We start from the raw sequence: 25936 nt of genomic DNA, 5'->3' as shown, positions 1-25936 counted from the left end.
TGTGGACAACCTCAGCCCGCCCGGCGGGCATGCGGGGGACCTGCCCACAGGCGGCTGGATTATGACGCCGAAGGCGATCCGGCGTCTCCCCGTCACGGCGAATCTCCGCCGCCGGGGCCGTGGAAAAGCCGGAGCTTGTGGAAAAGCCGGAGCTTGTGGAAAAGCCGGGCCACAGGAAAGCCGGGACGGAGAAGGCGTGGACGCAGGCTCCGTCCACGCCTTCCACGATCCGTCCGCGGCCCCCGATCACCGAACCGCCCGGGGGCCGGGCCGGCGGATCAGTCGTCGCTCTTGGCGCTGGGCAGCTTCTCCGCGATGAGGTTCATCACGGAGCTGTCGGTGAGCGTGGTGACGTCGCCGAGCGACCGGTTCTCGGCGACGTCGCGCAGCAGGCGGCGCATGATCTTGCCCGAGCGGGTCTTCGGCAGCTCGGGCACCACCAGGATCTGCCGCGGCTTGGCGATCGGGCCGAGCGTCTTCGCCACGTGGGCGCGCAGCTCGGCGGCGATGTCCTCGCTCTCCTCCGCGCCGCCGCGCAGGATGACGAAGGACACGATGGCCTGGCCGGTCAGCGGGTCGGTGGCGCCCACGACGGCGGCCTCGGCCACCTTCGGGTGGCTGACGAGCGCGCTCTCGACCTCCGTCGTGGAGATGTTGTGCCCGGAGACGAGCATGACGTCGTCCACCCGGCCGAGCAGCCACAGGTCGCCGTCCTCGTCGCGCTTGGCGCCGTCGCCGGGGAAGTACATCCCCTCGAACCGCGACCAGTAGGTGTCGATGTAGCGCTGGTCGTCGCCCCAGATGGTGCGGAGCATGGCCGGCCAGGGCTCGCGGACCACGAGGAAGCCGCCGCCGCCGTTCGGCACGGACTCGCCCTGGTCGTCGACGACGTCGGCCACGACGCCGGGCAGCGGGCGCATGGCCGCGCCGGGCTTGGCGGCCGTGACGCCCGGCAGCGGGCTGATCATGATGCCGCCCGTCTCGGTCTGCCACCAGGTGTCCACGACCGGGCAGCGGTTCGCGCCGATGTGCTCGCGGTACCAGACGTACGCCTCGGGGTTGATGGGCTCGCCGACCGAGCCGAGCACGCGCAGGGACGACATGTCGTACTTCGCGGGGATGTCGTCGCCCCACTTCATGAACGTACGGATCGCCGTGGGGGCGGTGTAGAGGATCGTGACCTGGTACTTCTGCACGATCTCCCAGAAGCGGCCCCGGTGCGGGGTGTCCGGGGTGCCCTCGTAGATCACGCTGGTCGCGCCGTTGGCGAGCGGGCCGTACACGATGTAGGAGTGCCCGGTGACCCAGCCGATGTCGGCCGTGCACCAGTAGATGTCGGTCTCGGGCTTGAGGTCGAAGACGGCGTGGTGGGTCCACGCGACCTGGGTGAGGTAGCCGCCGGTGGTGTGCAGGATGCCCTTGGGCTTACCGGTCGTGCCGCTCGTGTAGAGGATGTAGAGCGGGTCCTCGGCGTCGTGCGGCACGGGCTCGTGCTCGGAGGGCTGGCGCTCGACGAGGTCGTGCCACCAGACGTCGCGCTCGTTCACCGGGACGTCCTGCCCGGTCCTGCGTACGACGAGCACGTGCTCGACCCCGGGGCAGTCGGCGACCGCCTCGTCCACGGTCGGCTTGAGCGCGCTCGGGGCGCCGCGGCGGTATCCGCCGTCGGCGGTGATCACGATCTTGGCGTCGGCGTCGTCGATGCGGCTCTTCAGGGCGGACGCGGAGAACCCGCCGAAGACCACCGAGTGGATCGCCCCGATCCGGGCGCAGGCCAGCAGCGCGATCGGCAGTTCGGGGATCATCGGCATGTACACGGCGACCCGGTCGCCCTTGCGCACGCCCAGCTCCTCCAGCGCGTTGGCCGCCTTGGCGACCTCTTTCTGCAGGTCGGCGTAGGTGATCGTACGGGTGTCGCCCTCCGGCTCGCCCTCCCAGTGGTAGGCGACCTTGTCGCCCCGGCCGGCCTCGACGTGACGGTCGACGCAGTTGTAGGCGACGTTCAGCTTGCCGCCGACGAACCACTTGGAGAAGGGCGGCTTCCACTCCAGCGTGGTGTCCCAGCGCTCTGCCCACGTGAGGCGTTCGGCGGCGCGTTCCCAGAAGGCGAGCCGGTCCTGGGCGGCCTCCTCGTAGGCGTCCGCCGTGACGTTGGCGGCCGACGCCAGGTCCGCGGGAGGCTCGAACCGGCGCGTCTCACTCAGCAGGTTCGACAGCGTCTCCTGGGTTTCCTGACCAGGGGTCTCGGTGGCCACTCCGTACTCCTTCACAGCGTCTTCGGGTTGTCTCTCGTTCGGCCGCCTCGGCCAAGCTGGGGTATGTCGTGTCCCACTTCACCAGGCGAGCGGCGTCAAGTACAAGTAATCCGGGCAGGCACGCCGTAGCTTCGCGTTGTCCGTGGTAACAGGGCTATGACCGGCAAACTTAGTGACAGGTGGGAAGCCCGCCGAGATCGCGTACGCGCGTCTGCGGTGAACGGGTGCACCTCCTCGGCGAACGACGTCCTACCGGCCGGTATGGTCGGGGGCTGTGAGCGATCCGCTGGCTGTCGTCGCCGGACTGCCCGGCGTGTCCGAGGCCGTACAGGAGGCCCGGGAGGCCGTCGACCGGCTCTACCGGCACCGGGTGCTGCGGCGGCGCGGTCCCGAGGTGTCGGCCGAGTCCGCGCTGCGCGGGGCCCGTGCCTCCGCCGCGCTCGAAGGCGTCGACGTGCCTCTTGAGCAGCTGCGTACGGGGGAGGTGGCCGACCCGGTGGCGCAGGGCGCGCTGCGCGCGTCGGCCGAGCTCGGACGGCTGACCGCCACGTGGCGGCCGGCCCCGCGTCAGGTCCTCGCGCGGCTGCACACGCTGGCGGCCGCGGGCCTGACGGCCGACCCCGGCAGGCCGCGTACGGTTCCCACGACCGCCGATCCGCTCGGTCTCGGCCCGGCCCCCGGCCCGGAGGAGACCGCGGCCCGCATGTCGGCGCTGGCCGGGCTCGTGACCGGCTCGTCCACGGTGCCCGCGCTCGTGCTCGCGGCGGTCGTGCACGCGGAACTGGCGGTGCTGCGGCCCTTCGGCGTCGCCGACGGCCTGGTCGCCCGCGCCGCCGAACGGCTCACGCTCGTCGGCCTCGGTCTCGATCCCAAGTCGCTCGCCGCCGTCGAGGTGGGGCACGCCGATCTGGGCGACGCGTACGCGGAGAGCCTGAGGTCGTACCTGAAGGGGACGGGCGAGGGCGTCGGGACCTGGATCCGGCACTGCGCCACGGCCGTCGTGCTCGGGGTGCGTGAGACGACGGCGATCTGCGAGGCCATGTCCCGCTGAGTGACCCCTTTTGCGGGGGTCCGGCGTCTTTCCGGGGGAAGCCGGGGGGGAAGCCGCGCATCTTCTGGGGTGCCCGGCACGCCGATGTTCCGAGGTGCCCGGGACGCCGATGTTTCGGGCGTTCAGCAGGCCGAAAAAGCGGACGGCGTCCCTGGTGTGGAACGCCGTCGCAAGTACACGTCACCGGGTTACCAAGCGTGCACCTCGTATTTGTCGGAGCGGGTCAAGCCCGTCTCGACACGCCTCCCGCGGCTGGTCGCGCGTGGGTACCCGATGCGGTACGCGGACCCTCAGGCCCGTAATCCCTTTTTACGTCCGAATCCTCGGGATGGAAAGCCCCGGGCGCGGAAGCTTTACCGAGAGTATGCGACTTTCATGGCGCTTCATCCTCTTTAGGGTCTTTTTTCCTGATTGTGACGCCTGTGAAGGATGAGGCGAAGCGGGGCACGTGATGCGATGAGCCCCCTGGCGCACCGTTGCGATTGCGCGTGTTCACATGTAACACTGACTCGGAGAAAAAATTTTACTCAAATCGGCGGCGGGCTCGACCTACCTCTCCCGATCAGGCAGCATACGGGTGCGTCTCCCCCCAGAGGCGGCATCTGTGTCATCGGAGCGGCGGACCTCTTGCCACGCCCCGGCTTCGTGTTTAAAGCTTTCGGAATAACGGCCCGGCTCTACCCCCCCAGAGCCGGACCCACGGCGACCCCCGCTATCCCCCCCGGCGGGGGTCGCCTTTTTTCTCCGGCCGGCTCCGACCGGTCTCCGTGCGCTCTCCGATCGGTCTTCCATCGGTCTCCGCCGCGGCCCCGCGTCCGGATGGTCGCGGCGTCGTCCACAGAACGCGCGTCGTCCACAGGACGCGGTCCGCGCCCAGCCGGGGTTCCGGTCCTGTCGCATCGTGGTGCTCCCGGACGACAGGGAGAAGCCGATGCCACGCCCGCTGGCCGTAACCGACGATCAGGAACTCCTCGACGATCTGCTCCGCATCGCCGCCGCGGCGGGCGTCGAACTGGACGTCGCCCAGGCGGCCGCCCATGCCCGGCCGTACTGGATCCGGGCGCCGCTGGTCGTGGTCGGGGCGGACCTGGCCGACGACCTCGCCGTGACCGGCCCGCCGCCCCGGCCGAACGTGGTCGTCGTCACGCGGGCGGCCGGCGATCCCGACATGTGGCGCAGGTGCGTGGCCGTGGGCGCGCGCACCGTGCTGGAGCTGCCCGAGGCCGAGCGGCTTCTGGTCGAGGAGTTCGGCGATGCGGCCGAGCCGGAGACCCGGGCCGGGACGGTCGTCTGCGTCGCCGCCGGCAAGGGCGGTGCGGGCGCCACCGTCCTCGCCGCGTCCCTGGCGCTCACGGCGTCGCGTCGCGGGCTCCGCACGCTGCTCGTCGACGCGGACCCGCTCGGTGGCGGCATCGACGTGCTCCTCGGACAGGAGGAGGCGCTGGGTGCCCGCTGGCCCGACGTCGCCGGGCGAGAAGGCCGGGTGAGTTATGCCGCGCTCCAGGAGGCGCTGCCCACCTTCGGAGAGCTCACCGTGCTTTCGGCGCACCGCGGGGAGCCCGTGCGGATCCCCCGCGAGGCGATGCGCGCAGTGCTCGACGCCGCGCGGCGCGGGTGCGACCTGGTCGTCGTGGACCTGCCACGCCATGTGGGGGAGGGCGAGGCGGAGGCGCTGACCAGGGCGGCGGCGACGATCGTCGTCGTCCCCGCCGACCTCCGGGGAGCGCTCGCCGCCGCCCAGACCGTGACGCTGCTGCGCCCCGGGACCGGCGACCTGCGCCTGGTGATGCGGGCCGGATCGCTGGACTCCCAGGTCGTCGCGGCCTCCCTCGCCGTTCCGTGCGCGGGCGTGCTCCCCGAGGTACGCGGACTGGCCGAGATCCTGGATCGGGGAGACCCGCCGCCGCTGGGCCGCGCCCCGCTCGGGCGCTTCTGCGCGGATCTGCTCGACTCCCTGCCGGGCGGGCTCGGCGCCGGTCGGAACGGGTGGTCGCCGCCGGCGACGGAGGGCCGATGAGCCGCGAGGGCCCGGCGACCGTGCCCGGCGTGAGCGCCGACCTGGTCGAGGCCGTCCGGGTACGGCTGTCGCACGCCCACGCCGCGCCCACCGCCGCCCAGGTGGCCGCGGCCCTGCGGGCGGAACGCGCGGTGCTCGGCGACGCCGAGGTGCTCGCCGTCGCGCGCACCCTGCGTGCCCATCTCATCGGCGCCGGGCCGCTCGAAGTCCTGCTGGCGGAGCCGGGTGTCACGGACGTGCTGGTCAACGGGCCGCGAGAGGTGTGGGTGGACGACGGGGACGGCCTGCGCCGCACGGGTGTGACGTTCTCCGGGGACGACGAGGTGCGCCGCCTCGCCCAGCGGCTGGCCGCGGCGGCCGGACGGCGTCTCGACGACGCCTGCCCCTACGTGGACGCCCGGCTCGCCGGTGGCGTGCGGCTGCACGCGGTGCTTCCCCCGATCGCCGCCGAGGGGACCTGCCTGTCCCTCAGGCTGCCGTCGCGGCGGACGTTCGCGGTGGAGGAACTCGCCGAGGAGGAGGGCGCCGCGGTCCTTCGGGCGATCATGGCGGCGCGGCTGGCGTTCCTGGTCACCGGAGGGACCGGCACCGGCAAGACGACCATGCTCAGCGCCATGCTCTCCCTCGCGGGTCCGGACGAGCGCCTGCTGCTGGTCGAGGACAGCGCGGAGCTCCACCCGGCCCACCCCCACGTCGTACGGCTGGAGGCCCGGCCGCCCAACCTGGAGGGCGCGGGCGGCGTCGGACTGCGCGATCTCGTACGGCAGGCCCTGCGCATGCGGCCCGACCGCCTGGTCGTGGGCGAGGTGCGCGGATCGGAGGTCGTCGACCTGCTGGCGGCGCTCAACACGGGTCACGAGGGAGGCTGCGGCACGCTGCACGCCAACAACGCCGCGGACGTGCCCGCCCGGCTGGAGGCGCTCGCCTGCGCGGCGGGGCTGTCCCGGGAGGCGGTGCACAGCCAGATCGCCGCCGCCCTCGACCTCGTCGTCCACCTCGTACGGGAACCAGGTGGCGGCCGGCGCCGGGTCGCGGAGGTCTGCGTCCTCGAACGTGGGCCGTCCGGCCTGGTGACGGCGGTGCCTGCGCTGGCCTTCGACGCGGAGGGCCGGGTGAGCCGGGGGTCGTCCTTCGGCACGCTGCGGGACCTCTGCCCGGAGCCGGGAGGCCGTCGTGCCGCCCGCTGACGGCCGGTTCCTGTCCCTGGGGCTGGTCGCGGTGCTCGCCACAGCGCTCGCCGCCTGGCTGTGGGCCGGGCCGGAGCCCGCGGCGGCGCGGCTGGCCCGTCTCACCGGCGCACGGCGGGGGACGAGGGCCCCCGGCCGGTTGTGGACGGCACTCGCCAGGCCCCCGCGTCCGGGCGCGACCGCCGCGGCCTGGCGAGCGGTGTCCCTGGAGCTGTGCCAGGGCCTCGCGGCCGAACTGGCGGCGGGCCGGCCTCCCGGTGACGCCCTGGCGCGGGCCGTCTCGTCGGTGCGGCCGCCGGACCCCGCGGCGCTCGACCCGGCGACCGCCGCCGCGAGAGACGGCGGTGACGTCGCGGCCGCTCTGCTCGCCGCCGCGCCGGCCCGAGGCGGGGAGGGGCTGGTCCGGCTGGCCGCGTGCTGGCGGGTGAGCGTGGCCGCCGGGGGTGGTCTGACCGCGCTGGTGGAACGGGTGTGCGTGTCGCTGCGGGAGGCGCAGGCGCATCGCGAGGAGGTGGCGGCCCAGCTTTCCGGACCCCGGGCGACCGCCCGGATGCTGGCGGGCCTGCCCGCGCTCGGGCTGCTGATGGCCGCGGGTCTCGGCATGAACCCCTTGTCGTTCCTGCTCGGCGGCCCGGCGGGTCTCGCCTGCCTGGTCGCCGGGCTCGCCCTGGACGCCGCCGGCCTGTGGTGGACCCACAGGCTCGTCAAGCGGGCGGAGGAGCCCCCAGGCTCCGGCCCACGCTGAACCGAGAGCAGGGCCGGCAACAGGTCGGCAACAGAGTCGGCGCAGGGTCGGGCGCAGGGCGCGGCGGCCCCACGCCATCGTGTCAAGTGCCGGACGCCGAGTGCGGAGTTGCCGGGCGCCGCCGTCGAGCGCCGGGCGCGGAGGTGTCACCCGCCGGGAGCCGGATGCCCAACGGTCGGGCGGCCGAGTGCCGAGCGCCGAGTGCCAGGCATCAGGCCTCGGGAGCGGATGCTCCTGTGGCGGAAAGCCGGCGACGAGCGCCGCCGGCGGAAGGCCCAAGACTGCGGAAGGGCGATGACGGATGATCTGCGTGCTGGCCGGGGTTCTGACGACGCTGGCCGTGCTGGCGTGGCCCGCTCGTCCTTCGGCGGCCGGGCGTCTCGCCGCCATCGCGTCGCCGCGTACCCGCGGGGAGGCCGGCGCGACGGCGTGTCCGCCGGAGGGCGAGAGCATGTCCCGCCGGGGAGCGGCCGTCGCGCTGCCCGTGGGGTTCGCGCTCTTCCTGCTGGTCGGAGGGCCCGCAGGCCTGGTGACAGGAGTGGCGGCGGCCTCGGGTGTCTTCATCGCCGTTCGTCGTCGGGAGCCCGCCGAGGCCGGGCGGCGGCGGGCGCGAATGGAGGCGGATCTCCCGTTCGCCGTCGATCTCATGGTCGCCTGCCTGCGGGCAGGGCAGCCGATGAGCGGAGCCGTGGAGACGACCGCCGCCGCGATGCCGGGTCCGGTGGGCGAGCGGCTGACCTGGGTGGGCGCTCAGCTGCGCCTCGGTGCGGCCCCGGAGGACGCCTGGGCCGGGCTTTCGGCCGAACCCTCGCTCGCCGCCCTGTCCAGGGCCATGGTCCGTGCCGCTGCGAGCGGTGCGCCCGTAGCCGACGTCCTCACCAGGCTCGCCGACGACGCCCGCCGAACCGCCAGGGCGACGGCAGCGGCGGCGGCACGACGGGTGGGCGTCCACGCCGTGGCTCCGCTCGGGCTCTGCTTCCTCCCGGCCTTCGTCCTCCTCGGAGTCATCCCCATGGTCGCGGGCCTGGCGGGTCAGATCCTCCTGCCGTGAACAGCCTGTGGACATCGCCATCCACACCTGTGGACAGTGGGGGGTGCGGCGGTTCGCCGAGGCCGTCATGACCAGCGTGATCGGCATTCATGCAGGGCTGCGGTCCTTGTGGAGAACGGGCTCGGCGGGAGCGTTGTCCACAGAACCGCGTTCGGCCCGACCGTGGTCGCCCATCCTGCCGCAACCTGGCCTGAACGAGGGCGGACGAGCCGCCCCACACGGGTCAGGAGGACCGATGAGCAGGCACGCGGCGGCGACCGGCCGGACGAGCCGGACGGACAGCGAGCCCCGGCGGCGATCGGCGGAGGGCGCGGGCCGGCACCGGGCACGCTCGGGACGGTGGGCGGCGCTCGGCGATGCCGTGTGGCGGGTGCTCGACCTCGCCTGTGGGCGGGGGGCGTGGCTCGTCGGCCCGGCCGTCGTCGCGGCCATGTCGTCCGGGCCGAAGCGAGGATGGCCGGGTATGCGGCGAGCCGTCGGAAGGGCCACAAGCCGGGCGCGGAAGCTGGGCATCCAATGGGTGGTGCAGGCGAGGACGAGGGCCGACGCGGGCATGTCCACCGCCGAGTACGCCGTCGGGACGATCGCCGCCTGCGGCTTCGCCGCGCTTCTCTACAAGATCGTCACCAGCGCGGAGGTGCGGTCCATGCTGGCCGCGCTGATCCAGAAGGCCTTGAAGCTGGCCGCCTGAGATGCCCGCGATGACGCGCCGGCGGGAGCGGGGTTCGGTGACGGCGGAAACCGCTGTCGCGCTTCCGGCACTGGTTCTGGTCCTGACCGCCTCCCTGTGGGCGGTGGCGGCCACGGACGCCCAACTGCGATGTGTGGACGCGGCCCGGGCGGGCGCCCGGGCCGCTGCCCGGGGCGAGGCGCCGGAACAGGTGCGTGCGGTGGTCCTGCGACTGGCTCCGGCGGACGCCACCGTGTCCGTCGCCGCGGGAGCGGGCACCGTCCGGGTCGAGGTGACCGCGACCGTCCGGCCGCTGTGGAGGTCGTTCCTGCGCCCGGTTCGCCTCAGGGCGAGCGCCGTCTCCGACACCGAGCCCGGTGTCCTCCCGCCCCCGCCCGGGGCCCTCAGCTCCGCGACACTCGGGCCCACCCGGTCCATGCCGTCGACTCCGCCCGGATCGCCAAGGCCTGCGCCCAGGACGTCCGGAGCGCTGACGAGACGGGAGCGGGACGCCGGCCCGGGCGAAGCGCATGGTGGCGGCCGCTCCTCGCCCCACCTGGACGACGCCGGAACGCAGGAACGCCGATGAGGGGCGCGCCCGCCGGTGCGGACGTGGTGCGTCCTGCCCGGGAGCGGGGCTCGGCGACCATCTGGTCGATGACCTTGATGGCCGTCGTCTGGCTGGCGGCGATGGTCGTCGTCCAGGTGGGCCTCGCGCGGGTCGCGCGGCACCGGGCGCAGAGCGCGGCGGACCTCGCCGCGCTCGGCGCCGCCCGCTGGACCCTCGCGGCTCCGGGGGAGGCGTGTGGCCGGGCACAGGCCATCGCGGTGGCCAACCATGCGTCCCTGCGGTCCTGCGCCATCTCGGAGAGCGTCGCGGAGGTCGCGGTGTCCGTACGGTTCGAGGTGCCGCTCCTCGGCGCGGCGACGGCTGTCGCGTCCGCGACGGCCGGCCCGGCCGGTGCGACGGCATGAGGCGGGAGCGGGTGTCAGTGAGCGGGCGGACAAGTCGCCGCCCACGACCGTGGTGGCACTCGGCGAGGCGTAGTCGGCACGGCCACGCGAATCGAGGCCGTCGACCAGCGGCTTACTTGACGGACGGCACGCGGCGCTTTTCAGATCTTCCGCGATATGAAACTACTTGTGTCGCAATAGAATCACATCTTCTTAGACATAACGTCCAAGAGGGGGCGGCTGGCATAAAGTGCCCCGTACTCTCAGTCGCCCCACGCCTTCGGCCGGCCGAGGCAGGGGTGGACGGTTCTCCACGAAGGGATGCGTCGTGACCGGGGTTCCCAGGCTTGGTACCGCGGCGTTGATCGTTCCGATCGCGGTGGTGTCCGCGCTGCTGGCGGGCGCCTCCCCGGCAGCGGCGGACGGCGAGATCCTGTCTCCTTCGAACGGGCAGGTCGTCAAGGCGCCCGGCCCGGTGGCCGTGTCCGCCAAGACGGACTGGTACCAGGTGAAGATGTCCCTGTTCGTCGAGGGCCCTTCCGTGTCCCGGCAGGAGATCGCGTCCGGGGGAGCGAACCAGACGATCAGCGGATCGTTCGACCCGGGTGACGCCCCCAACGGCACCTTCACGGTGACCCTTCTCGGCGAGGTCACGCACAAGACCTATGCCACCTCGACCTTCGTCCTCAGCCGTCCGCCCGAGGCTCCCTCCGGCGTCGGAGCGCAACTGAAGAACGCCACGACCGTCCTTGTCAGCTGGGCGAAGGGCAGCGAGCCCGACCTCCAGAAGTACGAGATCACCTCGGCGAAGGCCGGGAAGTCCGGCTCCGTGACCGTCGACTCAGCTTGCCCCGGCTCCACCTGCCGGGCGAGCCTCACGCTCCCGGCCAGGACGGCCGGGCAGAAGGTGGACGTCAGCGTGCGCGCGGTGCGCGCGGACGGCGTCGGCGGCACCATCGCCTCTTCCCCCTCCGCCCCCGTCTATGTGACGGTTCCGGCGCCGAAGGCCTCCCGGACCCCCTCTGCCACGCCGTCGCCGTCGAAGAGGCCCGATCAGTCGGCGGTCACGTCACCTGCCGCGAAGACTCCGAAGACCCACCTTCCCACCACGGTGCCGAACCCCGAGCCCAAGCTGCCGAAGGACGGGGAGCTCACACTGCCGGAGGCGAACGGCGGAAGCGACCAGACCGAGCCGGTCCTGGTGCCGGAGCAGACCGAGGCGCCCAAGACGACCGCCCAGTCGTCCTTTCTGCCGCTCGGCGGCCTCAACTTCGGCGTGTACGTGGCGATCGCCGTCGTCCTGCTGCTCATCGGCGCCAATCTCGGGGCGTGGCTGCGGCGCAAGGGCGTGACCGGCGACACCACGGGAGACGGAGAACCCGCCGCCGTCCGGCCGAAGCCCATCATCGGCAGATCGAGCGCCGGGGCTGGGGACGCCGCTGACGCCGGCGGTGCCGCGACGGCCGGCAGCGTTGCCACCGCGAAGAGCCGGGGGAACGCACCCACCCGTCGCCCCGCCGTGATCCTGGCGACGCCGAAGAGCCGCGGAGGTCAACCGGAAGCGGAGGCCGACACCCGGTCCGGCCCGGACGCGGCCCACGCGCCCGACACGAGCGGCGAGATCACGCTGCCCGGCCATGGCCCCGCCGTGTCCCCGACCGACACGGAGCCGGAGCCGAAGCCGGGGCAGGGGACGCAGCCGGGGCGGGGGACGGAGACGGAGCGGGAGCAGCGTGAGCCGGGTGACGGGCGCGCCGCCCCGGCACGCGTGCCGGTAGAGCAGGTCCCGCTGGTTCCGGCCGCGACGGTACCGGCCGGGTCGGTGGCGGCGGGCGCGATGGCCGGCGGTCAGTTTCCGGATCGGCCGCTGCGCCAGCCCGAGCCCGACGTGTGGACCGACGAGGACGACGATCCCTACTCCGGTCGCCACCGCGACTTCTGACCGCCACCCTGGGCCGTGGACGTCAGGGGCCCAGGAGGACGTCGAGAAGGCGGATGGCCCCTGCCTTGTCGAGTGGTTCGTTGCCGTTGCCGCACTTCGGGGACTGGATACAGGACGGGCAGCCCCGATCGCACTCGCAGGAGGCGATCGCCTCCCGCGTCGCCGTCAGCCAGTCGGACGCCCGGGCGTACCCCCGCTCGGCGAATCCCGCGCCTCCGTCATGGCCGTCGTAGACGAAGACCGTGAGCAGGCCGGTGTCGGGGTGGAGCTCCGTGGACACGCCGCCGATGTCCCAGCGGTCGCAGGTCGCGAAGAGGGGAAGGAGACCGATGGCGGCGTGCTCGGCCGCGTGCGCCGCCCCGCCGAGGTCCACCGCGTGCCCGGCGGCAGGGCCGTCGGCGTCCGCCAAGCGCCCCGCGGACCGCGACCCGGAATCCGCCAATCGCCCCGCGGACCGCGACCCGGAATCCGCGGACCGCAACCCGAGATCCTTCGTGCGTCCTGCGGACCGCGACCCGGCGTCCGCCGTACGCTCCGCTTCTCCGGCATTCGCGGGGCGGCCTTCCCCGCGCAGGCCGGCGAGGGCGGGGTCGGGCAGCGTCCACCAGACCGCGCGGGTGCACAGCGTGCGGGGCGGGAGGTCGAGGGGCTCCTCGCCGAGCACCTCCCCGGTCTGGGTGCGGCGCTTCAGGTACGAGACCACCTGCCGGGTGACCTCCACGGACCCGAAGTGCAGGGTGCCCGGGCCGAGGTCCCTCGAACGCAGTGACTCGATCACCCGGATGTCGGTGACGTCCCGCGCGAAGGTCGCGTAGTCCGGTTCCGCGGCGGTGACCAGGGCGACCCCGGCGTCGAGGTCGAGCAGATCGACCACGAACGTCTCGCTCTGGTGCAGGTAGACGGCGCCCGGGTGGACCATCGTGTGCGACGACGGCTCGTCGACCGTGCCCAGCAGGCGGCCCGTCGACGCCTCCACGACCTGGACCGGGGCGCCGCCCGAGCCCCGGATGTCCGCGAGGTCGGCCGCGTTGTCCCGGCTCGTCCAGAACCAGCCGGCGGGCCTTCTGCGGAGCAGCCCCTGGTTCACGAGGTCGTCCAGCGCGTCCCGCGCCGAGGGGCCGAAGATCTCCAGGTCCTGCTCGCCGAGCGGGATCTCCGCGGCGGCGGCGCACAGGTGCGGAGCCAGCACGTACGGATTGTCCGGATCGAGGACGATGGCCTCCACCGGGCGCCCGAACACCGCCTCCGGATGGTGGACGATGTAGGTGTCCAGGGGATCGTCCCGGGCGATCAGGACCGCCAGCGCGTCCTGCCCGTCGCGCCCGGCCCGGCCCGCCTGCTGCCAGAGTGAGGCGCGCGTCCCCGGCCATCCCGCGATGAGGACCGCGTCCAGCCCCGACACGTCGACGCCGAGTTCGAGTGCGTTGGTGGTCGCCAGGCCGGTCAGCTCCCCCGACCGCAGGGCCTTCTCCAGCACTCGGCGGTCGTCGGCGAGGTAGCCCGCCCGGTAGGCCGCCACCCGGTCCGCCAGCCGTACTCTCCGGGTGGTCGCAGGGGTCGTCACCGCCTCGGCCGCCTCCGCCGATTCGCCCGGTTCGTCCGGCAGCGGGGACGCCCAGGGGTGGTCCTCCCCGTACGGCGGATCGTCCTCGACGAGCGCCTCGACCTCCTCCAGGGTGTGCCGCGCGGACAGGGCCACGGCTTCGGCGGCGCGGCGGGAGCGGACGAAGGCGAGCGTGCGGACGTCCTCGATCACGAGGTCGGCCAGGAGGTCGGCGGCCTCGGCCGTGGCCGTACGGCGGACCGGGGCGCCGCTCTCCCCGCGTAGATCGGTCAGAGGCGGCTCCCACAGGGCGAAGGTGGTGGAACCCCTCGGCGACGCGTCCGTGGTCACCTCGGCCATCTCAAGGCCGGTCAGGCGCATTCCCGCGGCGGCGGGGTCGCTCGCGGTGGCCGACGCCAGCAGGAACACCGGGGACGCTCCGTACTTGGCCGAGACCCGGCGCAGCCGGCGCAGGATCTGGGCGACGTGCGAGCCGAAGACCCCCCGGTAGCCGTGGCACTCGTCCACGACCACCAGGCGCAGCCGCCGCCAGAAGGACGACCAGGACGCGTGCCTCGGCAGGATCGACCGGTGCAGCATGTCGGGGTTGGTCAGCACGTAGTTGGCGTTCTGCCGGACCCACCGGCGTTCCTCCGGCGGGGTGTCCCCGTCGTACGTCGCGGCGCGCACCTGGGTCAGCCGTAACCTCCGCAACGCTCGCAACTGGTCGGCGGCGAGCGCCTTGGTGGGGGTGAGGTACAGCACGGTGCCGCCGGAGAAGATCTCCGTGACGGCCGGGACGACGTACGCCAGTGATTTTCCGGAGGCGGTCCCTGTGGCAATGATCACGTTTTGGCCACGTTTAACCAGCTCGGCGGCGTGAAGCTGATGTTCCCACAGCCCTTCGACCCCCTGGAGGCTCAGTCGTGCGACCAGGAGATCGGGGGCCCAGTCGGGCCATCTTGCCTCACCCGCGTGACGTGCTGGAACATGCTCCACATGGGTCACGCGCCCCCGGCGTGCGGGAACCGCGAGCAGACGGGTGAGAAGGTCGCCTGTTCGGGCAGAGGACGAAGAAGTCGGAGTCACTGGTTTCCAGTTTGGCATCTGCGGGGAGAGTCGCCCGGAGTCGTGATTTCGTATAGACACGGAGTCGTAGCGTGGTTGAATGCCGCGCGTCGGGGTCGTGCTTCTGGACTACCAGGATGCAGGACCCGTATGGAGACCTACGCAAGTAAGGCGCTGGAGGATCTGTGGATCTGAAGTTGGACCACCATTCCGAGGACAACCTCACCATCGTCGATGTCGAGGGTGAGATCGACGTCTACACCGCGCCCAGACTGCGTGAGCTGCTGATCGACCTGGTCAACAAGGGCAACTTCCACCTGCTCGTGAACATGGAGAAGGTGGACTTCCTCGACTCGACGGGCCTTGGCGTGCTGGTCGGCGGTCTCAAGCGCGTGCGGGCGCATGACGGTTCCCTGGAGCTCGTCTGCACACAGGAGCGCATTCTGAAGATCTTCCGTATCACGGGCTTGACGAAGGTCTTCGGGATCTACGCCTCGGTCGAGGAGGCCAAGGAAGCCCACGGCCGGGACAAGTGAGGGCCGGGGAACCAGCACCATGGCCACCGTCGAGCTGACGTTCACCGCCCTGCCCGCCCATGTGCGTACGGCCAGGCTGGTCGCCACGGCCATCGCCAGGCGCACCGGGGTGGCGGAGGCGATCCTGGACGAGGTGCGGCTCGCCGTCGGAGAGGCGTGCTCGCGGGCCGTGGAGGCACACCGCCTCCACTGCCCCGGGGAGCCCGTACGCATCGAGTTACGTGACGACGCGGGGCGTTTCGAGGTGACGGTCACCGACGCCGCTCCGGGCGACGACGTGATGCCGCAGGTCCTGGAGGCGAACGGCAGCCTCATGCCCGAGATCGACAATCTGGGCATCGCGGTCATCGCGGGGCTGGCTGACGACGTCGAGGTGCTTCCCGGGCCGAAGGGCATGCGCATCCGCATGAGCTGGCCCGCCTCCGCCAACGGCGTCGCCGCGTTCTGACTCCCGCGTTCCGGCTCCGGCTCTCCGGCTCCGCGCGCCGACCACCGTACAGATCGAGTGTCGCCCCCGGCGTGACACTCGATCTTTTGGTATGCCCGCGTTCCGATGGGTCCGCCGGCAGATGTCGGCAGAGGTTCTGGCCGTCCAAAATTCAGAGCAAGGATGTGTCGTAACCAGGGGAATGCCGCCGGACATGATCCTGACCGCGCTGGTCAAAGCACCTTCATAGTGGTGCAAATGTTCGTTCATCATCGGACGCCGACCCGATTCCCGGGCACGAGGGCCTTCATATCCGCGGCGTCGCTGCGTAGACTCCCGGCACCGGCCAAGGTATTGCGGATGCAACCGGAAGCGGCACTTGCCAACCGCCCGGGGAGTGCGCCGCACGGCCAGAGGGTTCGTCCGTAGCGTCGTCCGGGCAGGAGGACCGAAACCCCGTCTGGCCGAGGAGGACGGATGTCTGCCTATCACGCCGCTGGCGAAAGCGCAGCGGTAGCTTTGAACGGTTCCCATCTCACCCTTGTCATCGTCGTCGCCGTCGTGGCGCTGCTCGCTCTGGCCGTCGCGGGCGGACTGGTACGAGAGGTGCTCGCCGCCGGGCAGGGCACCGAGCGGATGCAGAACATCGCGCGGGCGGTACAGGAGGGCGCCGCGGCCTATCTCACGCGGCAGTTCCGGACGCTCGCGATTTTCGTCGTCGTCATTCCGTTCCTGCTTCTGCTGCTTCCGGCCGGCTCGACCGGCGAGCGGATCGGCCGATCCGTGTTCTTCGTCGTCGGCGCGGTGTTCTCCGCTCTGACGGGATTCATCGGCATGTGGCTCGCCGTACGCGGAAACGTCCGCGTCGCGTCCGCCGCCCGGGAGTCGGGCGAGCGGGTCGCGATGCGGATCGCCTTCCGCACCGGCGGCGTCGCGGGCATGTTCACGGTCGGCCTGGGCCTGCTGGGCGCCGCGATCGTGGTGCTGGTCTACAAGGGCGACGCGCCGAACGTCCTGGAGGGCTTCGGCTTCGGCGCCGCGCTGCTCGCGATGTTCATGCGGGTCGGCGGCGGCATCTTCACCAAGGCGGCCGACGTCGGCGCCGACCTGGTCGGCAAGGTCGAGCAGGGCATCCCCGAGGACGACCCGCGCAACGCGGCCACCATCGCCGACAACGTCGGCGACAACGTCGGCGACTGCGCGGGCATGGCGGCCGACCTGTTCGAGTCGTACGCCGTCACCCTGGTCGCCAGCCTGATCCTGGGCCGGGTCGCCTTCGGCACCGAGGGCCTGGTCTTCCCGCTGATCGTCCCCATGATCGGCGTGATCACCGCGGTCATCGGCATCTTCACCACCGCCCCCCGCGCCGGCGACCGCTCCGGGATGTCCGCCATCAACCGCGGCTTCTTCATCTCGGCCGCGATCTCGGCCGTGCTGGTGGCCGTGGCGGCGTTCGCGTACCTGCCGTCGAGCTTCGCCGGCCTGTCCGGCGCGTCGCCGGACGTCGCCGCGCTCACCGCCGACCCGCGTCTGATCGCCATCGGCGCCGTGCTCGTGGGCCTGGTCCTGGCCAGCGCCATCCAGATCCTCACGGGCTACTTCACCGAGACCAACCGCCGCCCGGTCCGGGAGATCGGCGAGAGCTCGCTCACCGGCCCGGCCACGGTCATCCTGTCCGGCATCTCGGTCGGCCTTGAGTCGGCGGTCTACTCGGCGCTGCTGATCGGCGGCGCGGTCTACGGCGCCTTCCTGCTCGGTTTCGGCAACGTGACCGTGGCCCTGTTCGCGGTGGCCCTCGCCGGCACCGGTCTGCTGACCACGGTCGGCGTGATCGTGTCCATGGACACCTTCGGCCCGGTCTCCGACAACGCGCAGGGCATCGCCGAGATGTCGGGCGACGTCGAGGGCGAGGGCGCCCGCGTGCTCACCTCCCTGGACGCGGTCGGCAACACGACCAAGGCCATCACCAAGGGCATCGCGATCGCGACGGCCGTGCTCGCGGCGACCGCGCTGTTCGGGTCGTTCCGTACGGCGGTCGAGGGCGAGCTCGCCAAGGCGTCGCAGGGCGTGAAGAACGCCCTGGGCTCGTTCGCCGACTTCAGCCTGTCGGTGGACGCCCCCAACGTGCTGGTCGGCCTCATCATTGGCGCCTCTGTGGTGTTCCTGTTCTCCGGCCTCGCGATCAGCGCCGTCGGCCGCGCCGCCGGCCGGGTCGTCTACGAGGTGCGCGAGCAGTTCCGCACCAAGCCGGGGATCATGGACGGCACCGAGCAGCCGGACTACGGCCGGGTGGTGGACATCTGCACCCGTGACTCGCTGCGCGAGCTGGCGACGCCCGGCCTGCTGGCCGTGCTGACCCCGATCGCGGTCGGCTTCGCGCTGGGGTACGCGCCACTCGGCGCCTACCTCGCCGGCGCCATCGCGTGCGGCACGCTCATGGCGGTGTTCCTGGCCAACTCCGGCGGCGCCTGGGACAACGCCAAGAAGCTGGTCGAGGACGGCCACCACGGCGGCAAGGGCTCCGAGGCGCACGCCGCCACCGTGATCGGCGACACCGTCGGCGACCCCTTCAAGGACACCGCCGGCCCGGCCATCAACCCGCTGATCAAGGTGATGAACCTGGTCGCGCTGCTGATCGCCCCGGCCGTCGTCACGTACGCCGACAACGTGACGGTGCGCGTCGTCGCGACGGTCGCCGCGGTGGCGGTCGTCGTGGGCGCCGTGGTCGTCTCCAAGCGCCGGGCGACGGCCATCGCCCCGTCGGGAGAGGCCGACGCGGCCGCCCGCGCGAGCGAGCCCGTCGCGCACTGACGCCCGCGCGAGCCGTCGCGCACTGACGGCCCGCATGCCGCGCTCGTCCGAAGGTCCCCTGCTTGGTCAAGCGGGGGACCTTCGTCCGTAGACTGGGCCGTTATGGACAAGCCGAACGGGGGCAGGACGCTCGCGCTGATCCTGCTGACCATGGTGGCGATGCTCGCCCTCATCGTGGGTCTCGCCGTCTGGGCGATGCCGTGAGCGATGCCGTGAGCGATGCCGTGAGTGAAGCCGTGACCGAAGCCGTGAGCGTCCGCACGCTCGTCGTGGTCCGGCACGCCCAGGCGGGCCACGCGCCCGGTCTCCCCGACAGCGAACGTCCCCTCACCCCCCGCGGCGAGCGGGACGCGCGGGCGGCCGGCGAGGAGATTCAGCGGCTCGCCCCCGCGCTCGTCCTCTGCTCGCCGTCGGTCCGCACCCGCAGGACGGCCGAACTGCTCGCCCCCGGCGTCCCGGCCGAGATCGAGCGGGACATCTACGAGGCCTATCTCGACGACCTCGTCGGCGTGCTGCGCCGTACGGACGCCGAGATCGCGTCCCTCGTGCTCGTCGGTCACAACCCCGGCGTCCACGAACTGGTCACGGCGCTGACCGGCACCCGGCTCGACGGCTTCCCGACCTGCGCGTACGCGGTGATCGAGATCGGCGTGCCGTGGGAGGAGGCCGGGCCGGAGACGGGACGGCTGATCCGCGTCGGCCGTCCCTGACGCGCCCGGCCCCCGTCCCTGACGTGAACCGGCCCCGGCCCGTCCCGGGGTGATAACGCCCGCCGATCGTGGGTAGGGACCTGCTCCTGCCGCTCCGGAACATCGCATTCGCCAGGGCGCCGAGGCTGGAGGATCCGCGCCTCGCGCTCGGCTTCGGCCTGACCGGGGCCTGCTGCCTGGTGGTCCCGTTGCTCGTGGGCCTGCTCACCGGCCATCCGGCCGGCGGCGCGACGGCCGGGCTCGGCGCGTGGCTGGTGGCGGCTCGGGCCATCGCGAACCCCGCGAGCGTACGGACGCCGTACCTGCTCGGGGTGGTGGTCTCGGTCGGCGTGGGAACGGCGCTCGGGGTCCTGGTGTCGGGCAGCAGCCTGCTCATGATCGGCGCCGCCTCGGCCCTGGCCGGGCTCGGCGGGCTGGTGCGGCCGATCGGCGTCACACCGGCGCTCACGCTGCTGCTGACGGCCGCGAACCCGCTGCCGCTCGACCCCGTGCCGCACACGGGCCTGCAACTGCTCGGCGGGCTGCTGTCGGCCGTCCTGCTCACGCTGCCCTGGCCGTGGCGGCGCACCCGCCCGGTCATCACGACGCTGAACGAGGTGACCGCCGCCCTGGCCGCGCTGGCCGAGGCCGTGCCCGGCCCAGGCACAGCGCCAGGCACAGGCCTAGGGACAGCGCCGGGGACAGTGCCAGGGACAGGCCCGGTGAACGGCCCCGCCGCCGACGCCGCCGCCCGGAGCACAGGCCCGGACGCGCACTCGGACGCGGACCCCGCCGCGGTGCGGAAAGCGGGCCCGGAGTCGGGCCTGGACTCGGGCCGGGACTCGGGCCGGGACTCGGGCCGGGACTCGGGCCGGGACGAGTGGGACGCGCGCCGTCGCGCGGCGGCGGACGCGCTCGCCGAGGTCGGCACCGCCCGGGCCAGGCGGCTGCGCCGCGAACGCTCGCGGGCGGCGGACGAGGTCGCGCTCGCGCTTCGCCGGGTGTTCCACGAGATCGTCGCGTTGCGCGGCCTGTCCGACACACTGCGGCGCCGGGCGCCCCGCGCGATGGAGGAGGCCGGTATCGCCGACCTGACCGCGTCGCTCGCCGGCGCGCTGCGGGCCTACCTGGCCGACTGCCCTCCGCTGCGGGAACCGGTGGTCGACTTCGGCGCCCGGGTCGACCGGCTGCGCGAGCGGATCACCGGCGGGGAGCGGGAGATGGTCGTGCTCGTCCTGCTGCGTCAGGTCGCCCACAGCGTGGGACGGATCCAGGCGGCGCTGGACGGGGCCGCCGCGCAGGCCCGCCGCCTCTGCGCGCCCGGGTTCGACGCCCGGCTCGACGTCACCCGGCTCGATGTCACTGGGCTGGACGCCGCCGCGCGCGGCCTCGCCGGGCTCGCGGCGCCCCCGCCGCTCGCCTTCGACGACCCCCGGGTGCGGCACGCCCTGCGCGTCGTCCTCGGCACGGCCTTCGCCTCGGTCGTCATCGTGCTCTTCAAGCCCGCGTTCCCGCACTGGCTGGTGATCGCCGTGCTGGTCACCATCCAGCCGACGTACGGCGAGACGCGGGCGAGGGTGTGGGCGCGGGTGGGCGGCAGCACGGTCGGCGGGCTGGTCTCGGCCGCCGTGCTGCACCTCACGCCGGGCCACTGGGCGCTTGTGGCGCTGATCGGGGTGTCGGCCGCGCTGGCGTTCGGCCTGGCCCCGACCCACCAGGCCTACTGGGCGACGTTCATGACGATGTGCGTGCTGCTGCTGCTCGACTTCCAGGTGCCGCAGACCGCGCGGATCGCCGAGTCGCGGGTCGCCCTGACCCTCGCGGGCGGGGCCATCGCGATCGCCTGCACGCGGCTGCTGTGGCCGCGGGGCGAGACCCGGCGGCTCGCCGATCGGGTGGGCCGGATGCTCGGCTCGCACGCGGCGGCCGCCCGCGCGCTGGCGCAGCTGGCGCGGGGGAGGACGGGCGCCGATCGGGCCGAGGCCCGGATCAGAAAGGCCGGGGTGGACGCCGAGATGGTCGCGGGCGCGCTCGGCTACATCGCGCGGGAACCGGGCGGCACCGCCCCGGAGGCCGTCGGCGGCGCCCTCGACGCCGCCCAGCGGGTCCGCGACGACCTGCTGACGATGTTCTCGCTGCTCCGGGACGAGCCGCTCGGGGCGGGGCCGGTCGCCGACGTCCTGGACGCCGTGGCCGGGCAGCTCCAGTCCGCCTCGCAGGCTGTGCAGGCGGGGGAGCCGTACGAGCCGGGCGCGGGCGTGAGCCGCGGGCTGGCCGACGACGCCCTGTGGGTCGGCGGGCAGGCCGAGCGCCGGCTCGCCGAGCTGGAGTCGGCGCCGGAGGGCGCCGGGTCACGCCGGGCGCTCCTGCGGACCGCCGCCGCCGACCAGGCGCTGCGCTCGCTGGACGCCGACGCCGTACGGCTGTGCGCCGCGGTGGGCGGCGCCTTCGTGACCGTACGGTGAGGGACGTCAGGTGGTGGCGGGCGGCATGCCGTCCTCCGCGTCGGCCGCCTCCACCTCCTCGCGGGAGATGCCGAGGAGGTAGAGGATCGAGTCGAGGTAGGGCACGTTGACCGCGGTGTCGGCGGCCTGCCGGACGATCGGCTTGGCGTTGAACGCGATGCCGAGCCCGGCGACGGCGAACATGTCGAGGTCGTTGGCGCCGTCGCCGATCGCCACGGTCTGGCTCAGTGGGACGCCCGCCTCGGCGGCGAACCGCTCCAGCGCGCGGGCCTTGCCCGGCCGGTCCACGATCTCGCCGACGACCCGGCCGGTGAGCCGGCCGTCCACCACCTCCAGGGTGTTGGCGGCCGAGTAGTCGATGCCGAGATCCGCCACGAGAGAGTCGGTGATCTGGGTGAAGCCGCCGCTGACGATCGCGAAGCGGTAGTCGAGCCGCTTGAGCGTGCGGACCAGCGTGCGCGCGCCGGGGGTGAGGACGACCTCCTTGACGACCTTCTCGAAGACCTCCTCGGACAGGCCTTCGAGCAGCGCGACCCGCCTGACGAGCGACTCGGCGAAGTCGAGTTCGCCCCGCATGGCCTCGTCGGTGACACGGGCGACCTCGTCCAGGCAGCCGGCGTGCCGGGCCAGCAGCTCGATGACCTCGTTCTGGATCAGCGTCGAGTCGACGTCCATCACGATGAGGCGCTTGGCGCGGCGGTGCAGGCCGCTGCGCTGGACCGCCACGTCCACCTGCTGGGCGGCCGCCTCGGTGGCGAGCTCGGTCCGCAGCGCCTGCGGGTCGGCTCCCGAGACCGCGAGCTCGATGCAGGTGACGGGGTAGCTCGACAGCCGTTCGATCCTGTCGATGTTGGCGCCGCTCGCGGCGATCCGCCCGGAGATCCCCGCCATCGCGGCGGGCAGCAGCGGCGCGCCCAGGACGGTGACGTGCAGTCGTCCGCGCCGCCTCTTCTCCTTGGAGGTCGTGCCGGTGGCGATCTCCAGGTCCATGTCGAGATCGGCGGCCACCTGCTCGACGGCCGTCCACAGCCCGCCGATGGTGCCTCCGGTGCCGGTGGGCGGCCCTCCGGCGTAGGCGACGAGCACGCCGAGGGTGAGTCGGCCGCGGATGACGACCTGCTCCACGTCGGCCACGACGACCGGGAACCCGGCCAGTACGGCGAACAGCCGTGAGGTGACGCCCGGGCGATCCGGACCGGTCAGCGTGATCAGGAGCGTGCGCTGGTTCACGTTGTTTGAGGTTACTGTGCGGCTTGTCGTGGCCGCGCACGAGGTTCACGATGCGGACGCCTTCGTGCCCCCGGGCTGAGGGAGCGGCGTCATTTCCGCATGTCGTCATGGTGGTGGGCGCATGCCCCGAGGAAGGACGTGACGACACATGACGATCTCCCTTGGCCCTGGACCACTCCAGCCCGGCTCTCTGCGGACCGGCCACCACAGCGGCCGCTACACCGTGCGCCTCGCCGAGAGCGCCGCCGACGTCCGCGCCGCCCAGCGGCTGCGCCACGAGGTCTTCGCCGTCGAGATGGGCGCCCGGCTCGACTCGCCGCTGAACGGTCACGACGCGGACCGGTTCGACGCCTACTGCGACCATCTCCTCGTCCGCGAGGGGGACACCGTGGTCGGCACCTACCGTCTGCTGCCGCCCGGCCGTTCGGACCGGCTCTACTCGGAGACCGAGTTCGACCTCGCCGCGCTGAAGGGCCTGCGCGGCGGCCTGGTCGAGGCGGGGCGCACCTGCGTGCATCCCGCGCACCGGGGCGGGGCGGTCGTCGCGCTGATGTGGGCGGGGATCGCCCGCTACCTGACCGATCACGGCTGCACCTGGCTGGCGGGCTGCTGCTCGGTGCCGCTCGACGACGGCGGCGTGGTCGCCGCGGGGGTTGTCGACCGGGTGCCGCTCGGGCCGGAGGAGTATCGGGTGACCCCGCGCACGCCCTGGCGCGACGCGGGTGTGCCCCGGCCCGACCGGTTCGTGCTGCCGCCGCTGCTGCGCGGATATCTGCGGCTCGGCGCCTGGATCTGCGGAGCGCCCGCGTACGACCCGGACTTCGGCACGGCGGACTTCTTCGTGCTGCTCTCGCTGGCCGAGATCGACCCGCGTTATCTGCGGCACTTTCTGGGAGAGACGCGGTGAGCGCGGTCACGCCCCTGCCGCCCACCCCCGCACCGCCCCCGTCGCCGGCCCTCGCGCCGGTTCCCCCGGCTGTCTCCTCGGCTGAGCGCTCGGTCTGGCTGCCCGTGTCGTCCTGCGTGCCCGCCGCGTGCCTGCGGGCCGAGACGCGGACGGCCGGGCCGCTGCGGCGGGCCGCCCGGCTCGCGGGCGCGGTCGCCGTCCTCGCCGCCGGTCTGCCGCTCGCGCTCGTGATCGGGCGTACGGCCCGGCGGGGAACGGCCGTGGCCCGCTGGTCGCGGCTGTTCCTGCGGGCACTCGGCATCAGGGTGGTGGTCCGCCGCGGGTTCTCCTGTCTCGGAGGTTCCGCCCGGGCGCGGGCCGTGCGCGACGACGGCGGCCCGGCCCTGCTCGTGGGCAACCACGTCTCCTGGCTCGATCCCCTGGTGATGGCCGCGACCCTCCCGTGCCGTCCGCTGGCCAAGGCGGAGGTGGCCCGCTGGCCGGTGGTCCGCACCCTGGCCGCAGGCGGCGGCGCGCTGTTCGTCGACAGGGACGCGCTGTCCACCCTGCCGCGGGTCGTCGCGGACATGGCCGCCGCGCTGGGCCGCGGCGAGAGCGTGGCGGCGTTCCCGGAGGGCACCACCTGGTGCGGCCGGGAGATGGGGCGTTTCCGCCCGGCCGTGTTCCAGGCCGCGCTCGACGCGGGAGTGCCCGTACGGCCGGTCGCGCTGCGCTTCGTGGAAGGCGTGGGCGAGTGCGTGACGCCGTCCACCCGGCCGTCGTTCGTCGGCGACGACACCCTGGTCGCGTCGCTCCTGCGCATCGTCGCGACCCGGGATCTGGTCGCGGAGGTGACCGTCTTCCCCGGCGTACGCCTGGACCAGGCGGCCCCGCGCGGCCTCGGCCGGATCGACGCGCACGGCGAGCCGGGGCGGGGCGAGTGGTCCCGGCGCGGCGCGGCGCGCGCGGCGCTGGCCAGGATCACCGAGGCCCAGGTCAGGACGGCGCTCCTGCCGGACTCCGGCAGACCCTCCATGGCGGCCTGAGCCGGTCGGCCGATCATTCGGACGGTGACCCCGGGAACGGCGGACGCCCGCCTGCCGGGGCAGACGGGCGTCGTCGGGTCGCTATGGCGAGGTCAGCGGACGATCTTCGTCTTGACCGTCTTCAGGAAGTACCAGTGCTTGACGCCCAGTTCCTTCCAGGCGCGCCGGTTGAGGTCCTCGGCGCCGTTGGGGACGTCCCACTGGTCCACGCCGACGCGGGCGAGGGCGGTGCCGCGGGCGCCCTTCTTCAGCTTGACGGTGATCGAGAACGAGACCGCGTCGTCGACCTCGAGCGCGCGGGGCACCACGCACCAGAACCCGTCGGGGAAGAAGGCGCACCCCGTGCCCTTGGGAGCGCTGTAGTACACCTTGCGCTCGATGCCCTTGGGCAGCTGGCCGCCGACGAAGTACGTGTCGGCGAGGTGCGGGCCCTGGTTGACCGCGCCGACGGTGTAGGTGATCCGCGAGCCGGCCTTGGCCTTCTTCGGGCCCTTCGCGACCACGTAGAAGCTCGAGTACGGCTCCGCCTTCGCGGTCGCCGCAGCGGTGGACGCCGGGGCGGCCGACGCCGCCGGGGCCGCGGCGAGGAACAGGGCGCCCGCGAGCGGCGCGGCCGTCGCGAGGCCGACGATCTTCACGATCGGGTGACGCATGAGTGTGTGTCTCCTGAGGACGATGGGGGGAAAGGGAGGTTCCCCCGCAATGGGGAAGATTTTGTACCATCCCCCCACATCATCCGTAAAGATCTTTAATGTGAAGATTGCGGATCCGAATGTCAGCGGGTGATTGTGCTCTTCGTCTTCACCCAGCTGATGCTGTCACCGAACTCGCCGAGCAGTTGCTTGGGGTCGGTGTTGAGTGACGTGTCGGTCACCGCTCCGCCGAAATAGCCGTAGAGCTTGCCCCGCGCCGATCCGCTCACCCAGGCCTTGGCCCAGAACGTGTAAATCCTCCCCTTCTTGAGACCGGGCAGCACGCAGAGCGCCCGGATTCGTTCCCTGGTGCACCGCTCGTTGTAGTGAGAACCCTGCGGAACGTAAATGCGGGCTTTGCTGACGTTCTTGGGGAACTTCGCGGCCAGGAAAATCTCGTCTGTCCTGGTCTTGAGCTTGTTGACGAGGGTGACCTTGAAAGACACCACCCGGCCCGCCCTGACGCGGTAGGGATAGCTCACCTTGATGGCGACCGGGGCGGCGGCCGCCGCGGTGGTGGTCGTGCTTGTGCTGGTGGCCGTGCTGGTGGCCGCTCGCGTCGCCGTGGTCGCCGCCGAGGTGGCGGTGGGGACGGAGACCACCAGCGCTCCGGCGGCCAGTGATGCGACCAGCGACGTCGTCGACTTACGGATCAGTGTTCGCATACGGAC

The 25936-nt window shown here is 72.8% G+C and carries 21 protein-coding genes; 16 read left to right on the top strand and 5 right to left on the bottom strand.

Going from position 1 to position 25936, the window contains the following annotated elements:
- Positions 1 to 278 precede the first annotated feature (278 nt).
- Positions 279 to 2255, bottom strand: a complete 1977-nt coding sequence (gene acs / locus HHX33_RS01240; RefSeq protein ID WP_182872932.1) for an acetate--CoA ligase — start codon at positions 2253 to 2255, stop codon at positions 279 to 281.
- A gap of 274 nt (positions 2256 to 2529) precedes the next feature.
- Here acs and HHX33_RS01235 point away from each other — a divergent pair, with 274 nt between their 5' ends.
- The 9 genes from HHX33_RS01235 to HHX33_RS01195 all read left to right on the top strand — a co-directional run bounded on the left by HHX33_RS01235 (position 2530) and on the right by HHX33_RS01195 (position 11872).
- Positions 2530 to 3306 carry a Fic family protein gene (locus tag HHX33_RS01235; RefSeq protein ID WP_182872931.1) on the top strand — a complete coding sequence of 259 codons (777 nt, stop codon included), beginning with the start codon at positions 2530 to 2532 and terminating at the stop codon, positions 3304 to 3306.
- A gap of 931 nt (positions 3307 to 4237) precedes the next feature.
- Positions 4238 to 5323: a septum site-determining protein Ssd gene (ssd, locus tag HHX33_RS01230; RefSeq protein WP_182872930.1), complete on the top strand. Its 1086-nt coding sequence runs from the start codon at positions 4238 to 4240 to the stop codon at positions 5321 to 5323.
- Positions 5320 to 6510: a TadA family conjugal transfer-associated ATPase gene (locus tag HHX33_RS01225; protein ID WP_182872929.1), complete on the top strand. Its 1191-nt coding sequence runs from the start codon at positions 5320 to 5322 to the stop codon at positions 6508 to 6510. Before ssd ends, HHX33_RS01225 begins: the two co-directional genes overlap by 4 nt.
- The gene (locus HHX33_RS01220) at positions 6497 to 7255 is read left to right on the top strand and encodes a type II secretion system F family protein (protein WP_310741160.1); all 759 of its coding nucleotides are present in this window, start codon (positions 6497 to 6499) and stop codon (positions 7253 to 7255) included. The genes HHX33_RS01225 and HHX33_RS01220 overlap by 14 nt, the downstream gene beginning before the upstream one ends.
- A gap of 301 nt (positions 7256 to 7556) precedes the next feature.
- Positions 7557 to 8306, top strand: coding sequence for a type II secretion system F family protein (locus HHX33_RS01215; protein ID WP_182872928.1), 750 nt, complete (start codon positions 7557 to 7559; stop codon positions 8304 to 8306).
- A gap of 235 nt (positions 8307 to 8541) precedes the next feature.
- A complete protein-coding gene (locus HHX33_RS35455) occupies positions 8542 to 8997 on the top strand; it encodes a DUF4244 domain-containing protein (RefSeq protein ID WP_259402013.1) in 456 nt (151 codons plus the stop codon).
- A gap of 37 nt (positions 8998 to 9034) precedes the next feature.
- Positions 9035 to 9565 (top strand): TadE family type IV pilus minor pilin, encoded by a 531-nt coding sequence (locus HHX33_RS36985; RefSeq protein WP_310741159.1) that lies wholly within the window; start codon positions 9035 to 9037, stop codon positions 9563 to 9565.
- Positions 9562 to 9951 carry an Rv3654c family TadE-like protein gene (locus HHX33_RS01200; RefSeq protein WP_182872926.1) on the top strand — a complete coding sequence of 130 codons (390 nt, stop codon included), beginning with the start codon at positions 9562 to 9564 and terminating at the stop codon, positions 9949 to 9951. Before HHX33_RS36985 ends, HHX33_RS01200 begins: the two co-directional genes overlap by 4 nt.
- 307 nt (positions 9952 to 10258) lie before the next feature.
- Positions 10259 to 11872, top strand: coding sequence for a hypothetical protein (locus HHX33_RS01195; RefSeq protein WP_182872925.1), 1614 nt, complete (start codon positions 10259 to 10261; stop codon positions 11870 to 11872).
- A 22-nt stretch (positions 11873 to 11894) separates the two neighbouring features.
- Here HHX33_RS01195 and HHX33_RS01190 read toward each other — a convergent pair whose 3' ends face one another.
- Complete coding sequence (locus HHX33_RS01190; protein ID WP_182872924.1) at positions 11895 to 14522, bottom strand: DEAD/DEAH box helicase; 2628 nt, start codon at positions 14520 to 14522, stop codon at positions 11895 to 11897.
- 146 nt (positions 14523 to 14668) lie between these two features.
- Here HHX33_RS01190 and HHX33_RS01185 point away from each other — a divergent pair, with 146 nt between their 5' ends.
- The 5 genes from HHX33_RS01185 (at position 14669) to HHX33_RS36980 (ending at position 21411) form a co-directional block, all read left to right on the top strand.
- On the top strand, positions 14669 to 15019 hold the full coding sequence (locus HHX33_RS01185) for an STAS domain-containing protein (RefSeq protein WP_030506779.1): 351 nt from the start codon (positions 14669 to 14671) through the stop codon (positions 15017 to 15019).
- Positions 15020 to 15038: 19 nt separating this feature from the next.
- Positions 15039 to 15467: an ATP-binding protein gene (locus HHX33_RS01180; RefSeq protein ID WP_111700492.1), complete on the top strand. Its 429-nt coding sequence runs from the start codon at positions 15039 to 15041 to the stop codon at positions 15465 to 15467.
- 456 nt (positions 15468 to 15923) lie between these two features.
- Complete coding sequence (locus tag HHX33_RS01175; RefSeq protein ID WP_182872923.1) at positions 15924 to 18257, top strand: sodium-translocating pyrophosphatase; 2334 nt, start codon at positions 15924 to 15926, stop codon at positions 18255 to 18257.
- Positions 18258 to 18493: 236 nt separating this feature from the next.
- Positions 18494 to 18967, top strand: a complete 474-nt coding sequence (locus HHX33_RS01170) for a SixA phosphatase family protein (protein WP_182872922.1) — start codon at positions 18494 to 18496, stop codon at positions 18965 to 18967.
- Positions 18968 to 19035: 68 nt separating this feature from the next.
- Complete coding sequence (locus HHX33_RS36980) at positions 19036 to 21411, top strand: FUSC family protein (protein WP_182872921.1); 2376 nt, start codon at positions 19036 to 19038, stop codon at positions 21409 to 21411.
- A gap of 6 nt (positions 21412 to 21417) precedes the next feature.
- On the opposite strand, the gene serB is transcribed toward HHX33_RS36980, so the two are convergent.
- Positions 21418 to 22641 carry a phosphoserine phosphatase SerB gene (serB, locus tag HHX33_RS01160; RefSeq protein ID WP_182872920.1) on the bottom strand — a complete coding sequence of 408 codons (1224 nt, stop codon included), beginning with the start codon at positions 22639 to 22641 and terminating at the stop codon, positions 21418 to 21420.
- A gap of 148 nt (positions 22642 to 22789) precedes the next feature.
- Between serB and HHX33_RS01155 the strand changes: the two genes are divergently transcribed.
- Together HHX33_RS01155 and HHX33_RS01150 are read left to right on the top strand one after the other, a co-directional pair.
- Positions 22790 to 23548, top strand: coding sequence for a GNAT family N-acetyltransferase (locus tag HHX33_RS01155; protein ID WP_182872919.1), 759 nt, complete (start codon positions 22790 to 22792; stop codon positions 23546 to 23548).
- Positions 23545 to 24573, top strand: a complete 1029-nt coding sequence (locus HHX33_RS01150; RefSeq protein WP_220501362.1) for a lysophospholipid acyltransferase family protein — start codon at positions 23545 to 23547, stop codon at positions 24571 to 24573. The genes HHX33_RS01155 and HHX33_RS01150 overlap by 4 nt, the downstream gene beginning before the upstream one ends.
- 92 nt (positions 24574 to 24665) lie before the next feature.
- Here HHX33_RS01150 and HHX33_RS01145 read toward each other — a convergent pair whose 3' ends face one another.
- Both HHX33_RS01145 and HHX33_RS01140 read right to left on the bottom strand, forming a co-directional pair.
- Positions 24666 to 25226 carry a DUF11 domain-containing protein gene (locus HHX33_RS01145; RefSeq protein ID WP_117409118.1) on the bottom strand — a complete coding sequence of 187 codons (561 nt, stop codon included), beginning with the start codon at positions 25224 to 25226 and terminating at the stop codon, positions 24666 to 24668.
- A gap of 122 nt (positions 25227 to 25348) precedes the next feature.
- Positions 25349 to 25930: a hypothetical protein gene (locus HHX33_RS01140; protein WP_182872918.1), complete on the bottom strand. Its 582-nt coding sequence runs from the start codon at positions 25928 to 25930 to the stop codon at positions 25349 to 25351.
- Between the last annotated feature and the right edge of the window lie 6 nt (positions 25931 to 25936).

This window comes from Microbispora sp. H10670 (genome assembly GCF_014161385.1).
GTDB lineage: Bacteria > Actinomycetota > Actinomycetes > Streptosporangiales > Streptosporangiaceae > Microbispora > Microbispora triticiradicis.
The sequence above is the reverse complement of the archived record's forward strand: the minus strand, read 5'-3'. Positions and strand labels throughout refer to the sequence as shown.

Bases quoted from the DNA above. Each gene is read 5' to 3' on its own strand.
- HHX33_RS01190 (WP_182872924.1), bottom strand. From the start codon at position 14,522: ATGCCAAACTGGAAACCAGTGACTCCGACTTCTTCGTCCTCTGCCCGA.
- HHX33_RS01215 (WP_182872928.1), top strand. From the start codon at position 7,557: ATGATCTGCGTGCTGGCCGGGGTTCTGACGACGCTGGCCGTGCTGGCG.
- HHX33_RS01200 (WP_182872926.1), top strand. From the start codon at position 9,562: ATGAGGGGCGCGCCCGCCGGTGCGGACGTGGTGCGTCCTGCCCGGGAG.
- HHX33_RS01140 (WP_182872918.1), bottom strand. From the start codon at position 25,930: ATGCGAACACTGATCCGTAAGTCGACGACGTCGCTGGTCGCATCACTG.
- HHX33_RS01180 (WP_111700492.1), top strand. From the start codon at position 15,039: ATGGCCACCGTCGAGCTGACGTTCACCGCCCTGCCCGCCCATGTGCGT.
- HHX33_RS01175 (WP_182872923.1), top strand. From the start codon at position 15,924: ATGTCTGCCTATCACGCCGCTGGCGAAAGCGCAGCGGTAGCTTTGAAC.
- HHX33_RS01145 (WP_117409118.1), bottom strand. From the start codon at position 25,226: ATGCGTCACCCGATCGTGAAGATCGTCGGCCTCGCGACGGCCGCGCCG.
- HHX33_RS01225 (WP_182872929.1), top strand. From the start codon at position 5,320: ATGAGCCGCGAGGGCCCGGCGACCGTGCCCGGCGTGAGCGCCGACCTG.
- HHX33_RS35455 (WP_259402013.1), top strand. From the start codon at position 8,542: ATGAGCAGGCACGCGGCGGCGACCGGCCGGACGAGCCGGACGGACAGC.
- HHX33_RS01155 (WP_182872919.1), top strand. From the start codon at position 22,790: ATGACGATCTCCCTTGGCCCTGGACCACTCCAGCCCGGCTCTCTGCGG.
- ssd (WP_182872930.1), top strand. From the start codon at position 4,238: ATGCCACGCCCGCTGGCCGTAACCGACGATCAGGAACTCCTCGACGAT.